Raw genomic sequence first — 16,571 nt, forward strand, 5'->3', positions numbered from 1 at the left:
TGGTCAGATCCCGAATTCCTTGTCGATCAGGTCGAACATCTCGTCGTCCGTAACCCCGTCCAGTTCGGCGATCGCGTCGTCCGTCTCGTCGGCGGCGTCGGCGCCGGTCCACATCGCCAGCAGTCCGCGCAGCTTCGCCGTGATCTCCGGGTGGGCCTCGCCGCCGGCCCCGGCCTCGGTCGCGAGGACCCCCGCCAGCCGGTCGATCTCGGCGACGACCCCGGACTTCGCGTCCAGGCCGTCGTCGGAGCCGGCCAGTTCGGCGCCCAGATGGCGCGCGATGTCCACCGGTGCCGGATAGTCGAACACCAGGGTCGCCGGCAGCCGGAGTCCGGTGGCCGCGCCGAGCCGGTTGCGCAGCTCCACGGCGGTCAGCGAGTCGAACCCGGCCTCGCGGAACGCACGGACCGGATCCACCGCGTCGGACCTGGCGTGGCCCAGGACCACGGCCGCCTGCTCCCGCACCAACTGGACCAGCGCAGCGGAACGTTCGTCGGCGCCCAGTCCAGCCAGCCGCTGCCGCAGCGCGTCGGCGTCCGCACCGGACGCCGCGTCCCGCAGCGCGGCCTCGGCCTGCGGGATCTCCCCCAGCAGGGCCGTGGTCCGCCCGGCGGCGAACGCCGGGGCGAACCGCGTCCAGTCGACCCGTGCCACGACGGCGGCCGGATCGCCGGCGCCCACCAGCCGCTCCATCGCCACCAGGGCCGGCTCGGCGTCGAGTCCGGTCAGTCCGCGGCGGCGCAGGTACTCCTCGACACCGCCGTCGGCCGCCATGCCGTCCTGCGCCCACGGCCCCCAGGCCACGGACGTGGCCGGAAGCCCGGCCGCCCTGCGCTGCTCGGCGAGGGTGTCCAAGTAGGCGTTGGCGGCGGCGTAGTTGCCCTGGCCCGGCGAGCCGACCGAGCCCGCGAAGGAGGAGAACAGCACGAACGCCGACAGCTCCCGGTCCCTCGTCAGCACGTCGAGGTTGCGCGCGGCGACGGCCTTGGCGCGCAGGACGGCCGCGAAGCGCTCCGGGGTGAGCGCCTCCACGAGCCCGTCGTCGAGGATGCCGGCCGTGTGCACCACCGCGTCCGCGGGATGTTCGGCCAGCAGCGCCGCGAGAGCGTCCCGGTCCGCCGCGTCACAGGCGGCCACGGTCACCCGTACGCCCGAGGCGGCGAGTTCGGCGCGCAGATCGGGCGCGCCGGGCGCGTCGAGGCCGCGCCTGCTGATCAGGACGAGGTGCTCGGCGCCCTGCGCGGCGGCCCAGCGGGCCACCCTGGCGCCCAGAGCGCCCGTCCCGCCCGTGATCAGCACGGTGCCCGAGGGACGCCATCCCGCGCCGAGGTCGCCGGGAACCGTGCGGGCGAGCCGCCGCCCGAAGACACCGGTCGCCCGGATCGCCACCTGGTCCTCTCCCGTACGGCCCGTGAGGACGCCGACGAGACGGCCCGCCGTTCGCCGGTCGACGGCCTGGGGCAGGTCGACCAGACCGCCCCAGCCCTCGGGGTGCTCCAGCGCCGCGACCCGGCCCAGTCCCCAGACCGCGCCCTGCGCCGGGTCGGGCGCCCGGTCGGACCGGTTCACCGAGACCGCTCCCCTGGTCAGTGCCCACAGCGGAGCCGCGAGGTGGGCATCGCCCGACGCCTGCAGGAGTACGGCGGTGGCGGCGGGGCCGGCCGGAAGACCGTCACCGGCGGCGGAGCGCCCGGCGTCCGCCCCGTCATCCGCGGTGTGCCCGCCGTGCGGCTCGGACAGCGCGAGGAAGGACAGGACACCGGCGACCGGCTCCTCCCCCGCCGCCGCGGCCAGCAGCGCGGCGAGCGCGGCCCGGTCGGCGCCGGGCTCGTACATCACCGGCACCACCTCGGCCCCGTAGGCGGCGAGGCCTTCCAGGACGGCGCCGCTCCAGGCGTCTTCCCGCGACCCGGCGGGCAGCACGGCCAGCCAGCGGCCCGGCAGCGCGGCGCCGGACATCGCGCCGAGCGGCTTCCAGGTGATGCCGTAGAGCCAGTCGTCGACCCTGGACTGCTCCCGCTGTCCGCGCCACCACGACGACAGCGCGGGCAGCAGCCCGTCCAGCGCGTCCTGGGCCACACCGAGCGAGTCGGCCAGCGCACGGCCGTCGCCCCGCTCGACCGCGGTCCAGAAACCGGCGTCCGCGCGGTCGGCGGAGCCCGCCGCGGACTGACCGCCCGGACGCGCGCCCTCGGGCCAGAACCGCTCACGCTCGAAGGCGTAGGTGGGCAGGTCCACCACGGTCGCCCCGGCCGGAGCGAAGACGGCGCGCCAGTCCACCTGGCCGCCGTGCAGCCGCAGGCCCGCGACCGCGGAGAGGATCGACCGGGCTTCGGAGCGGTCCTTGCGCAGCGTCGGGGTCAGCAGACGGCCCTCCGCGTCACCCTCGAGACTCCCCTGCGCCAGGGCGGTCAGCGTGCCGTCCGCACCCAGCTCCACGCACCGCGACACGCCCTGCCCGTCCAGACACCGCACCGCATCGGCGAACCGCACCGCCCGCCGCACATGCTCCACCCAGTACTCCGGCGAGGCCAGCTCCTCAGCCGCCGCTGCCTCACCGGTGACGGTCGAGACGACCGGTATCCGCGCCTGCCCGTACGACAGACTCGCGGCCACCGCCCGGAAGTCCTCCAGCATCGGATCCATCAGCGGGGAGTGGAAGGCATGGCTGACACGCAAAGCCGTGACCTTACGGCCCCGGGCACGGAAACCTTCCGCGATCTCCCCGACCGCCTCCCCCGCACCCGAAATCACCACCGACTGGGGTCCGTTGACCGCCGCGACACCCACCCGATCACCGAGCAGAGGCAGGACCTCGTCCTCGGTGGCCTGGAGCGCCACCATCGCACCACCGGCCGGAAGCGCCTGCATCAGCCGGCCCCGCGCCACCACCAGACGACACGCATCCGACAACGACCACACACCGGCCACATACGCGGCCGCGATCTCACCGATCGAATGCCCGACCAGCACGTCCGGGCGTACGCCCCACGACTCCAGCAGCCGGAACAGCGCCACTTCGAGGGCGAAGAGGGCCGGTTGCGCGAACTCCGTCCGGTTCAGACGCTCGGCGTCCTCCCCGAACACCACCTCCCGCAGATCGAAGGGGAGTTCCGCACCCACGGCGTCGAAAGCCTCGGCGAACACCGGAAACGTCTCGTACAACTCACGCCCCATGCGCAGGCGTTGCGAACCCTGCCCCGCGAACAGGAAGGCGAGCCGTCGGCCCGAGCGGCCGGGTGTGCCGGTGAGGACGGCGGTGTCCTGCTCGCCGATCGCCAGTGCGCGCAGTCCACGCAGCACTTCGGCGCGGTCGGCGCCCAGGACGACGGCGCGGTGCTCCAGCCAGGGCCGCAGGGACGACGAGAGGCCCAGGTCGCTCAGGCGCAGTCCGGGGTCGGCGTCGAGGTGAGCCCACAGCCGTTCGGCCTGGCCGCGCAGGGCGCCCTCGGAAGCGGCGGACAGGGCGATCGGGGTAAGGGGCAACTCCTCCGGGACCGCGGCCGGTTCGGGGGTGTCCAGGTCGGGGGACGTGGCGGCGGTGTCGGGTGACTGCTCGATGATGACGTGGGCGTTGGTGCCGCTGATGCCGAAGGACGACACGCCTGCGCGCCGGGGACGGTTCGGCGGTTCCGGCCACTGCCGGTTCTCCGTGAGCAGGGTGATGTCACCGGCCGACCAGTCGACGAAGGGCGACGGCTCCTCGGCGTGCAGGGTGCGGGGCAGAACGCCGTGGCGCATCGCCATCACCATCTTGATGACGCCGCCGACACCGGCCGCCGCCTGTGTGTGACCGATGTTGGACTTCAACGAGCCCATCCACAGGGTCTGTTCGCGGTCCTGGCCGTAGGTGGCCAGGAGGGCCTGGGCCTCGATCGGGTCGCCGAGCGGTGTGCCCGTGCCGTGCGCCTCGACCGCGTCCACGTCGGCGGGCCGCAGACCGGCTCCCGCCAGCGCCTGCCGGATCACGCGCTCCTGCGAGGGGCCGTTGGGTGCGGTCAGGCCGTTGGAGGCGCCGTCCTGGTTGACGGCCGAGCCGGCGACCACGGCCAGCACGCGATGCCCGTTGCGCCGCGCGTCCGACAGGCGCTCCAGCGCCAGCATGCCGATGCCCTCGGACCAGGCCGTACCGTCGGCTCCGGCCCCGAAGGACTTGCAGCGGCCGTCGGAGGCCAGCCCGCGCTGCTGGCTGAAGTCGACGAAGGTGTCCGGCGTGGACATCACCATGACACCGCCGGTGAGGGCGAGGTCGCATTCGCCGGCCCGCAGCGACTGTGCGGCGAGATGCAGGGTGACCAGGGAGGAGGAGCAGGCGGTGTCGACCGTCATCGCCGGGCCCTCCAGGCCGAAGGTGTAGGCGATACGGCCGGAGTGGACGCTGCTGGTGTTTCCGGTGAGCAGGTAGCCGTCGGAGTCGTGCTCCCCTTCGCGCAGGCAGGAGTTGTAGTCCTGGCCCATGACGCCGGCGAACACCCCGGTGCGGCTGCCGCGCAGCGCGGTCGGGTCGATGCCGGCCCGCTCCAGGACCTCCCAGGACACCTCCAGCAGCAACCGCTGCTGCGGGTCCATCGCCAGTGCCTCGCGCGGTGAGATCCCGAAGAGTCCGGCGTCGAAGGACGCTGCGTCGTAGAGGAAGCCGCCCCGGCGGACGTAGGTCCTGCCGAGCCGGCCGGGCTCGGGGTCGTACAGCTCCTCCAGGTCCCAGCCGCGGTCGGCCGGGAAGTCACCGATCGCGTCCACGCCCTCGCTGACCAGTCGCCAGAGATCCTCGGGCGACTCGACGCCGCCGGGGAACCGGCAGGCCATGCCCACGATGACCACGGGGTCGTCGTCCGTGCCCTTCCAGGCGGGCAGCGCCGCACCATGGGCCTCGGCGGTGTCGCCGGCGAGCGCGGTCAGCAGGTGCCGGGCGAGCGCGAGGGGCGACGGGTGGTCGAAGACCAGTGTGGCGGGCAGGCGCAGCCCGGTCGTCGCGTTGACGCGGTTGCGCAGCTCGACCGAGGTCAGTGAGTCGAAGCCGAGTGTCTTGAAGGCCTGGTCCGGTTCCACGTCGGCGGCGGAGGCGTGGCCGAGCACCTGGGCCACCAGGCCGGAGACCAGTTCCAGCAGGAACGGTTCGCGTTCGGCGGAGGGCAGGGCCAGCAGCCGGCCGCGCAGTTCGTCGCCGCCGGTGGCGTGACCGCCGGTGTGCGCGGTGCGCCGGGCCGGGCCACGCACCAGCCCACGCAACAGCGCGGGCGGGTCGGGGAGTTCGCGCAGCGCCCGGAGGTCGAGGTTGACGGGGAGGAGGAAGGCGGGCTCGCCGTCCCGGAGTACGGCGTCGAGCACCGCGAGGCCCTGCTCGACGGCGAGCGGCCGTACGCCGCCGCGCGCCATGCGCCTCAGGTCGGCTTCGGTCAGCCCCGCGGTCATGCCCGCGCCGGGTGCCCAGGGACCCCAGGCGAGCGAGACCGCGGGCAGGCCGAGGTTGCGGCGGCACCGGGCGATGGCGTCCAAGTACGCGTTGGCCGCCGCGTAGTTGGCCTGTCCGGCGCCGCCGAAGGTGGCCGACACAGAGGAGAACAGCACGAACGCGGCCAGGTCCAGGTCGCGGGTGAGCGCGTCGAGGTGTGCGGCCGCGTCCGCCTTGGGACGCAGCACCGTGAGCAGTCGTTCCTCGGTCAGCGACGCCAGTACGCCGTCGTCGACGACACCGGCGGTGTGGATCACTCCGGTCAGCGGGCGGTCGGCCGGGACGGACGCCAGCAGGCCTTCCAGGGCCTGCCGGTCGGCCACGTCGCAGGCCGCGACGGTGACGTGGGCGCCCAGGTCGGTGAGGGCGGTGGTGAGTTCGGCCGCGCCCGGCGCCCCGGGTCCGCGCCGGCCCGCCAGCAGCAGGTGGCGTACGCCGTGCTCGGTGACCAGGTGACGCGCGACCAGGGCGCCCAGCCCGCCGGTGCCGCCGGTGACGAGGACGGTGCCGTCCGCGAGGCGCACCGTGTCGCTCTCGCTGCCGGCGCCGGTGGTGGCGGAGGGGGCGGTGGTGGCGGAGGGGGCGGGCAAGGCTGCGAAGGCCAGCCGCGGAACGAGTACCTCGTCCCCTCGGACGACCAGTTCGGCCTCGGCGGCGGGGAGTTCCGGTCCGGTGAGAAGCGTGACCAGTGTGCTCCAGGATTCCGGCGTGCCGTCCAGGTCGGCCAGTGCGAAACGGCCGGGGTTCTCCGTGCGGGCCGAGCGCGTCAGACCCCACAGAGCGGCCAGCGCCGGATCCGACTCCTCGTTCGGCCGCACCGCCACCGCGCCCCGGGTGACGACGACGAGCCGGGCCTCCGTGAGCTCGTCGGCCGCCAGCCAGTCCTGTACGAAGGTGAGCGCGGCGGCGGTGACGGCGTGGGCCGCGGCGGAGGAGCCGCACAGCGAGGCGTCGGCGGGGCTGCTCCAGGGCAGCAGCACGGTCCGGGGGACGGGGTCGCCGTCGTGCACGGCCCGGGTCAGCTCCGACCAGGTGCGGGCGGGGACGGCAGGGTGTACGGCCGTGGGGTGGTCGTCCGGGGCCGCGTGGTCCGTCAGCAGGACCGTACGGCCGTCGGCGGGCGGTGCCGTCCCGGCGGAGGCCGGGGCCGAGGACGGGGACGCCGACGGCAACGGCGTCCAGTCGATCACGTACGTCCCGGCGGAGGCGCCCGTGCCCGCGGGGGAAGCGCCGGCCACCCCCTCGGCGGGCACCTCGCGCAGCACCAGCGACTCGACGGTGGCGACGGTGCCACCCGACGGGTCGGCCACGTGCAGGGACACCGCGTCGGGGCCCGCCGGAACCACCCGCACCCGCAGGGCGCGGGCCCCGGACGCGTGCAGGGACAGCCCGCGCCAGGAGAACGGCAGTCGTCCGGCGCCCGCGCCACCGAGGGGACCGAGGAGGACGGCGTGCAGGGCCGAGTCGAGCAGCGCGGGATGCACTCCGAAGCGGCCCGCGAGCGCCTCGTGCTCCTCCGGCAGGACGACCTCGGCGAACACCTCGTCGCCCCGCCGCCACACAGTGCGCAGCCCCTGGAACACCGGCCCGTACGCGAGCCCGGCAGCGGCGAACCGGTCGTACACGTCGGCCACGGGGCGGGGCTCGGCACCCTGCGGGGGCCATACGGCAAAGTCGCAGCCCGCGTCGGAGGGCGCCTCCGCCGCCGTGTCCGGAGCCAGCAGACCTCCGGCGTGCAGCACCCACGGTGTGTCGTCCGAGGCGTCCTCGGGGCGTGAGTGCACCTCCACCGTGCGGCGTCCCGAGTCGTCGGACTCGCCGACGGTGACCCGCAGGCGGACCATGCCCTGCTCCGGCACCAGCAGCGGCACCGCGATCGTCAGCTCCTCGACCCGGGTGCAGCCCACCTGGTCGCCGGCGCGCAACGCCAGTTCGGCCCAGCCCGTACCCGGGAAGACCACCGCGCCCAGGACGTCGTGGTCCCGCAGCCACGGCTGGGAGCTCAGCGCCAGGCGTCCGGTCAGCACCACTCCGCCGTCCGCGAGTTCGACGGCGGCGCCGAGCAGCGGGTGGCCCGCCGCGTCGAGCCCGGCGGCGGCCAGGTCTCCGGGACGGCTGTGCGACGCCTGCGGCCAGAACCGCTTCCGCTGGAAGACGTACGTCGGCAGCTCCACGGCGCCGGCACCGCCGACGGGCAGGACGGCGCTCCAGTCCACGTCGGCGCCCGCGGTGAACAGGGTGGCGAGGGCGGCGAGGAGCGAGGTGGCCTCGGGCCGGTCCTTGCGCAGCACCGGCACGAGCACCGTGGCCCCGGCGTCGTCGAGCGACGCCTGGGCGAGAGCGGTGAGGGTGCCGTCCGGGCCGAGCTCGACACAACGGCCCACGCCCTGCTCGGAGAGCGCGCGGACGGCGTCCGCGAAACGCACCGGCCGACGCACGTGCCGCACCCAGTAGTCCGGCGACATCAGTTCCTCGGCGGTGGCGGCCGTCCCGGTCACCGTGGAGACGAACGCCAGCCTCGGCCGCTCGTACGTCAGGCTCTCCGCGACCTTGCGGAAGTCGGCCAGCATCGGCTCCATCAGCGGCGAGTGGAAGGCGTGGCTGACCCGCAGCGCCGTGACCTTGCGGTCCCGGTGACGGAAGTGGGCAGCGATGTCCTCGACGGCCTCCGCCGCACCCGAGATCACCACCGCCTGCGGTCCGTTGACCGCCGCGATACCCACCTCGTCACCGAGGAACGGCAGGACCTCGTCCTCGGTGGCCTGGAGCGCCACCATCGCGCCACCGGCCGGAAGCGCCTGCATCAGCCGGCCCCGCGCCACCACCAGACGACACGCGTCAGCCAGCGACCACACACCGGCCACATGCGCGGCGGCGATCTCACCGATGGAGTGACCGGCGAGGACGTCCGGGCGTACGCCCCACGACTCCAGCAGCCGGAACAGTGCCACTTCGAGGGCGAAGAGGGCGGGCTGGGTGAACTCCGTCCGGTTCAGCAGGTCGGCGTCCTCGCCGAACACCACCTCCCCGAGACCGAAGGGGAGTTCCGCATCCACGGCGTCGAAAGCCTCGGCGAAGACGGGACAGGTGTCGTACAACTCCCGTCCCATTGCGAGGCGCTGCGATCCCTGCCCCGCGAAGAGCAGAGCCGTCTTGCCCGCCCGCGTCTGCGCACCACGGATCAGTCCTGGGGCATCGGCACCCTCCGCCAGTGCGTGCAGTCCCCTCAGCAAGTCGTCCCGGTCGGCGGCCAGGACGACCGCGCGGTGTTCCAGGGCGGTGCGTGTGGTGGCCAGTGCGAGGGCGGCTTGAGGGAGTGAGAGGTCGGGTTGCGCCTCGACGAAGGCCGCCAGCTTCTCGGCCTGGGCCGGCAGTGCACCGCCGGCCGCGGACATCACCCAGGGCAGGACGCCCGGGACCGACTGCGCCTCGTCCGTTGCGATGGCCTCCGCGGGAGGAGCCTCTTCGAGGATGACGTGGGCGTTGGTGCCGCTGATGCCGAAGGACGAGACGCCGGCACGGCGGGGCCGGTCGGAGGGCTGGGGCCACTCGGTGTTGTCGGTCAGCAGAGTGATCTCCCCTGCCGTCCAGTCGACGTGGGAGGAGGGTTCGTCCAGGTGCAGGGTGCGGGGCAGTACTCCGTGGCGCATCGCCATCACCATCTTGATGACGCCGCCGACACCGGCCGCCGCCTGCGTGTGACCGATGTTCGACTTCAACGAGCCCAGCAGGAGCGGCTGTTCGCGGTCCTGTCCGTAGGTGGCCAGGAGGGCCTGGGCCTCGATCGGGTCGCCGAGCGGGGTGCCCGTGCCGTGCGCCTCGACCGCGTCCACATCGGCGGGCCGCAGACCGGCTCCCGCCAGCGCCTGCCGGATCACCCGCTGCTGCGAAGGACCGTTCGGCGCCGTCAGACCGTTCGACGCACCATCCTGGTTGACGGCCGAGCCGGCCACGACCGCCAGCACCCGGTGCCCGTGGCGCCGCGCGTCCGACAACCGCTCCACCAGCAGCAGCCCCACACCCTCCGACCACGCCGTACCGTCCGCGCCGTCCGAGAACGCCTTGCACCGGCCGTCCACCGCAAGCCCCCGCTGCCGCGAGAACTCCACGAACATCTCCGGCCCCGCCATCACCGTCACACCACCCGCCAGCGCCAGGTCACACTCACCGGAGCGCAGGGCCTGAGCCGCCAGGTGCAGGGCCACCAGCGACGACGAACACGCCGTGTCGACCGTCACCGCAGGACCCTCGAAACCGAACGTGTACGCGATACGACCCGAGGCGACACTCCCCGTCGAACCGGTCAGCAGATAGCCGTCGGAGTCGTGCTCCCCGGCGCGCATGCAGGAGCCGTAGTCCTGGGTGATCGCGCCGGCGAAGACACCGGTCCGGCTGCCGCGCAGCGCCGCCGGGTCGATCCCCGCCCGCTCCAGCACCTCCCACGACGTCTCCAGCAGCAACCGCTGCTGCGGATCCATCGCCAACGCCTCACGCGGCGAGATCCCGAAGAGCGTGGAATCGAACAGGGCGGCGTCGTAGAGGAAACCGCCCTGGCGGACGTAGGTACGACCGACCAGGCCCGGCTCGGGGTCGTAGAGGCCGTCGAGGTCCCAGCCGCGATCCGTCGGGAAGCCTCCGATCGCGTCACGCCCCTCGCTGACCAGTCGCCACAGGTCCTCGGGCGAGCCGACACCGCCCGGGAACCGGCATGCCATGCCGACGATCACCACCGGATCGTCGGACACAGTCGTCGGCACGGGCAGGGCGGACGCCGTGTCGGCGGTCTCGTCTCCGTCCGACAACTCGGACAGGAGGTACCGGGCCAGGGCGACCGGGGTCGGATAGTCGAAGACCAGGGTGGCGGGGAGTCTCATGCCGGTGGCGGCGCTCACGCGGTTGCGGAGCTCCACCGAGGTCAGGGAGTCGAAACCGAGGGCCTTGAACGCCTGGTCAGCCTCCAGGTCGGCGGCGGACGCGTGGCCCAGGACGGAGGCGGCCTGTCCGCACACGAGGTCCAGCAGGAACTTTTCCCGCTCGGGCTCGGGAAGCCCTCTGACGCGTCGGCCGAGGTCGGCCGTCCCTCCGACCGCCGCCTGTGCCTCCGCGGCCCGGCGCCCGGGCGCGCGCACGAGGGAGCGCAGCAGATCGGGGAGCCGGCCACGTCTGCGGAGCGCCGCGAGGTCGAGGTTGATCGGCAGCACCGCCGCTCGTTCGAGTGCCGGGCCGATCTCCAGGGCGGCGTCGAACAGCCCGAGGCCCTGCTCGGGGACAAGGGGCTGCATGCCCTCGCGGGCCATGCGGCGCAGGTCCGCCTCGGCCAGTTCGGCGGTCATGCCCGCGCCCGGTGCCCACGGCCCCCATGCCAGGGACACGGCGGGCAGGCCGGCGGCGCGGCGGGTGGCGGCGAAGGCGTCCAGGAAGGCGTTGGCGGAAGCGTAGTTGGCCTGACCCGGGCTGCCGAACGTACCGGCCACCGAGGAGAAGACCACGAACGCGGAGAGGTCGGCTTCGCGGGTCAGCTCATGCAGATGCGCCACCGCGTCGACCTTCGGCCGCAGCACCCTCGCGAGCCGCTCCCCGGTGAGGGACGACACCACCCCGTCGTCCAGGACGCCCGCCGTGTGGATCACCGCGGTCAGCGGATGGGCGGCGGGGACGGCCGCGAGGGCGGCGGAGAGCTGGTCACGGTCGGCCACGTCCAGTGCCGTCACCTCGACCTCGGCACCCAACTCCGTCAGCTCATCGACGAGTTCGGATGCGCCAGGCGCTTCCAGGCCGCGCCGGCTGGCCAGCAGCAGATGCCGCACGCCGTGCCCGGTCACCAGACGACGGGCCACCAGCGCGCCCAGACCACCCGTACCACCGGTCACCAGGACCGTCCCGTCGGGATCCATCGGCGCCGGGACCGTGAGGACCACCTTGCCCACATGCCGCGCCTGCGACAGGTACCGGAACGCCTCCGGAGCCCTGCGCACGTCCCAGCAGGTGACCGGAAGGGGCCGCAGGACGTCTGCTTCGAAGAGTGCCACCAGCTCGGCCAGCATCCGGCCGATCCGCTCCGGATCCACATCCATCAGATCGAACGCCTGATAGACCACCCCCGCATGCTCACCAGCCACCGCCTCCGGGTCCCGGATGTCCGTCTTGCCCATCTCCAGGAACCGGCCACCACGCGGCAGCAGACGCAACGACGCATCCACGAACTCACCCGCCAGCGAGTCCAGTACGACGTCCACACCCCGGCCGCCGGTCGCAGCCAGGAACGCCGCCTCGAAGTCCGTGTCACGGGACGAGGCGATGTGCGTGGCGTCCAGGCCCAGCTCCCGCAGCGTGTCCCACTTGCCGGCACTCGCCGTGCCGAACACCTCGGCCCCCAGATACCGCGCCAACTGCACCGCCGCCATACCCACACCACCGGCAGCCGCATGCACCAGCACCGACTCCCCCGGCCGCACCACGCCCAGCTCGGTCAGCGCGTAATACGCCGTCAGGAACACGATCGGCGTGGACGCCGCCTGCGCGAACGTCCAGCCCCGCGGAATCCGGGCCACCGTCCGCGCGTCCGCCACCGCCACCGGCCCGAAAGCACCCGAGAACATGCCGAACACCCGGTCACCCACCGCCAGCCCCGACACACCCGGGCCGACCTCGGTCACCACACCCGCACCCTCCAGACCGAAGTCCCTCGCATCCCCCGGATACATGCCGAGCGCGTTCAACACATCACGGAAATTCACACCCGCCGCACGCACAGCGATCCGAACCTGCTGCTCCGCCAGCTCGACCGAAGGAACCGCACACAGCGCCAGCCCCTCCAGCGTCCCCCTCTCCACGACGTCCAGCCGCCATTCCGGCTGCCCCTCGGGCACCGTCAGAGCCGAAGCCGACGCCGCACGCACCAGACGCGGAACGAAGACACCCCCCGCGCGTACCGCGAACTCGGACTCACCGGAGGCCAGCGCACCACCCACCACGGCCCACGACTCGTCCGCACCGTCCACGTCGACCAGCACGAACCGCCCCGGATTCTCCGCCCGGGCCGACCGCACCAGACCCCACACCGCCGACAGCACCGGATCCGCAGCCCCGCCGTCCCACGCCACCGCCCCCTCGGTCACCACCACCAGACGGCCACCCCCGAACCGCTCCTCCGCCAGCCAGTCGGTGAGGAGGCCGAGCACCTGCCTGGTCGTCTCGTGGACGGACTCGGTGGTGTCGTCGGCCGGGCGCTCGACCCGGACGAGCACATCGGCGGGCACGGTCTCGTCGGGGCCCGGCAGAGCGGTACGGGCAGCCGCCGGAACGGGGGCCGGGCTCGTGGGGATCTTCACCCAGTCGGTCTGGAAGAGGTGGTCGACGTGACCGCCGTCCGCCGCCACCAGGCCGCCGGACGCCTCCCGCAACACCAGCGACTCCACCGAGGCCACCAGCCCGCCCGCCGGATCCGCCAGCTCCAACGCCACCGAGTCCGGCCCCAACACCACCAAACGCACACGCAACGCACACGCACCCGACGCCCACAACGACACCCCGGACCACGAGAAAGGCAACCGCGCCCGCCCCTCCCCCACCACCGACGTGAACATCACCGCATGCAACGCCGCATCCACCAACGCCGGATGCGCCCCGAACCGCTCCGCAACCGCCTCCTGCCCCTCCGGCAACGCGACCTCGGCGAAAACCTCCCCACCACGACGCCACACCCCACGCAGGCCTTGGAACACCGGCCCGTACGACAACCCCAGCCCGGCGAAACGCTCGTACACACCCTCCACCGACTCCGCCACCGCACCCCGCGGCGGCCACACACCGAAATCGAAACCACCGGCGGACGACGAGTCCGAAGCCTCGCACAGCGCCCCGGTCACATGGAGGGTCCACGGATCGGAGTCGAGGGCGTCGTCGGCACGGGAGTGGATCTCCAGCGTGCGTCGGCCGGCATCGTCCCCCGCACCCACCCGCACCTGAACCCGGACCCCACCCCGCTCCGGCACCACCAACGGCGCCGCGATCGTCAGATCCTCCACCCCGTCACAGCCCACCTCACCACCGGCCCGCAACGCCAACTCCAGGAAACCCGTCCCCGGAAACACCACCACACCCGCCACCACATGATCACGCAACCACTCCTGCGCAACCAACGACAACCGACCCGTCAACAACAGACCATCCCCACCGGCCAACTCCACCGCGGCACCCACCAACGGATGCCCCGCCGCACCCAACCCCACCGCACCCAGATCCCCGTGCGTCGAGCCCGCGTCCCGGGACCAGAAGCGGCGCCGCTGGAACGCGTAGGTCGGCAGGGGGACCTGCTCGTGAGCCGGGCCGGTCCGCTCGTCGTGGGGATACGCCGTCTCCCAACGGACCGGAAGACCGCTGACATGGAGCTGGGCGAGGGCGGCGAGGAAGCTCTCCGGCTCGGGCCGGTCCTTGCGCAGGGCGGTCGCGAAGACGGGGGAAGCGCCGTCCATGCAGCTCTGGGCCAGGGCGGTCAGCTGGCCGTCGGGGCCCAGTTCCAGCAGCCGGCCGACCTTGCGTTCCGCCAGGGCACGTACGCCGTCGGCGAAGCGGACCGGCCGGCGGACGTGCCGCACCCAGTAGTCCGGGGAGGTGAGTTCGTCGGGGTCGGCCGGGCGGCCGGTGACATTGGAGACCACGGCGATGCGCGGGGCGCTGTAGGTGAGGGTCTCGGCCACGGCCCGGAAGTCGTCGAGCATCGGATCCATCAGCGGGGAGTGGAAGGCATGGCTGACACGCAAGGCCGTGACCTTGCGGCCCCGGGCACGGAAACCTTCCGCGATCTCCCCGACCGCCTCCCCCTCACCCGAAATCACCACCGCCTGCGGACCGTTGACCGCCGCGATGCCCACCTCGTCACCGAGCAGCGGCAGGACCTCGTCCTCGGTGGCCTGGAGCGCCACCATCGCACCGCCCGACGGCAGGGCCTGCATCAGCCGGCCCCGCGCCACCACCAGACGACACGCGTCCGCCAGCGACCACACCCCCGCCACATGAGCGGCCGCGATCTCACCGATCGAATGCCCGACCAGCACGTCCGGACGCACACCCCACGACTCCAGCAGCCGGAACAGCGCCACTTCGAGGGCGAAGAGGGCCGGTTGCGCGAACTCCGTCCGGTTCAGACGCTCGGCGTCCTCACCGAACACCACCTCCCGCAAGCCGAAGGGGAGTTCCGCATCCACCGCGTCGAAGGCGTCCGCGAACACCGGATACGTCTCGTACAACTCCCGTCCCATGCCCAGGCGTTGCGAGCCCTGGCCGGTGAACAGGACGGCCAGTCGGCCGCCGGGCCGGGCGCTTCCCGTGACGGTGTGGGGGTGGGATTCGTCGGCGGCCACGGCGGTGAGGCCGGTGCGCAGGTCGGTGAGGGTGCGGCCGGTGATCACGGCCCGGTGTTCGAAGGTGGAGCGGGTCGTGACGAGGGCGCGGCCGATGGCGGCCGGGTGCGGGTGGGGCTCGTCTCCGAGGTGCGCGAGCAGGCGTGCGGCCTGTGCGTGGAGGGCAGCGCGGGTGCGCGCGGACAGTACCCAGGGCAGGGGGTGTGCGCCGGTCGGGCGGTCGGGGCGCCCGGCCGTGGGAGCGGGAGCGGTGGTCGCGGGTGTCTGGTCCGTCTCGCTCTGCGGGTCGCGCGGTTCCGGCGCGGGCGCCTCCTCGACGATCAGGTGGGCGTTGGTGCCGCTGATGCCGAAGGAGGAGACGGCCGCCCGGCGCGGCCGGTCGCCGAGGCGGGGCCAGGGCTGCTCATGGGTGAGCAGGCGGAGGTCGGCGGCGGTCCAGTCGATGTGCCGGGACGGCTCGTCGGCGTGCAGGGTGCGGGGCAGCAGGCCGTGGCGCATGGCCAGGACGAGTTTGATGACGCCTGCGACGCCGGCGGCCGCCTGGGTGTGACCGATGTTGGACTTCACGGAGCCGAGCCACAGGGGGCGGTCCTCGGGTCGTGCGGCGCCGTAGGTGGCCAGCAGCGCCTCCGCCTCGATGGGGTCGCCGAGCGGGGTGCCGGTGCCGTGGGCCTCGATGGCGTCGATGTCCTCGGCGGACAGGCCGGCGTCGGCCAGGGCCGAGCGGATGACCCGTTCCTGGGCGGGGCCGTTGGGGGCGGTCAGGCCGTTGGACGCGCCGTCCTGGTTGACCGCGCTGCCGCGGATCACGGCGAGGACGGGGTGGCCGTTGCGGCGGGCGTCGGAGAGGCGTTCCAGGAGCAGCATGCCGGCGCCCTCGGCGGGGCCGAAGCCGTTGGCGGCGGCGGAGAACGCCTTGCACCGGCCGTCGGCGGCGAGCGCGCGCTGCCGTCCGAAGTCGACGAACATCTCGGGACCGGACATGACGGTCACGCCGCCGCCGAGCGCCAGATCGCACTCGCCGGAGCGCAGGGACCGTACGGCGAGATGGAGAGCGACCAGCGAGGAGGAGCACGCCGTGTCGACCGTGACGGCGGGGCCCTCCAGACCGAAGGAGTAGGCGATGCGGCCGGAGGCGACGCTGATGGTGCTGCCGGTGAGCAGATGGCCGCCGAGGTCGGCCTGGGAGTCGTGGGAGCGCGGCAGGTAGTCCTGGGCGATGGCGCCGACGAACACGCCGGTGGACGAGCCGCGCAGGGAGGCGGGCAGGATGCCCGCGCGCTCGACGGTCTCCCAGGAGGTCTCCAGCAGCAGCCGTTGCTGCGGGTCCATGGCCTGGGCCTCGCGGGGCGAGATCTCGAAGAACTCGGCGTCGAACAGCGGCGCCTCGTGCAGGAAGCCGCCCTCGCGGACGTACGAGGTCCCGGGCCGGTCGGGGTCGGGGTCGTACAGCGCGTCCAGGTCCCAGCCGCGGTCGGCCGGGAAGGGGGTGACGGCGTCGGTTCCCGTGGACAGGAGCCGCCACAGTGCCTCGGGGGTGTCGGCCCCGTCGGGGAAGCGGCAGCCCATCGCGACGATCGCGACGGGTTCCTGCCGCTGTTCCTCGAGGTCCTGCAGACGTTTGCGTGTCTGACGAAGGTCGGCCGTGACCAGCTTGAGGTAGTCCCGCAGCTTCTCTTCGTTGCTCGCCATTCGATGCCACTTCCTAGGAGGAGCCCCGAGGGGGTCCGGAGACGTCGGGTCCTGAGCGGTCCGGG

The 16,571-nt window shown here is 73.4% G+C and carries 1 protein-coding gene; it reads right to left on the reverse strand.

The window, feature by feature from the left end; all coding sequences use genetic code 11:
- Nucleotides 1-3 precede the first annotated feature (3 nt).
- Nucleotides 4-16,506, reverse strand: coding sequence for a type I polyketide synthase (locus tag ACFY2L_RS35385; protein ID WP_390824382.1), 16,503 nt, complete (start codon nt 16,504-16,506; stop codon nt 4-6).
- Nucleotides 16,507-16,571 lie beyond the last annotated feature (65 nt).

This window comes from Streptomyces sp. NPDC001381 (genome assembly GCF_042895685.1).
Classification (GTDB): Bacteria; Actinomycetota; Actinomycetes; order Streptomycetales; family Streptomycetaceae; genus Streptomyces.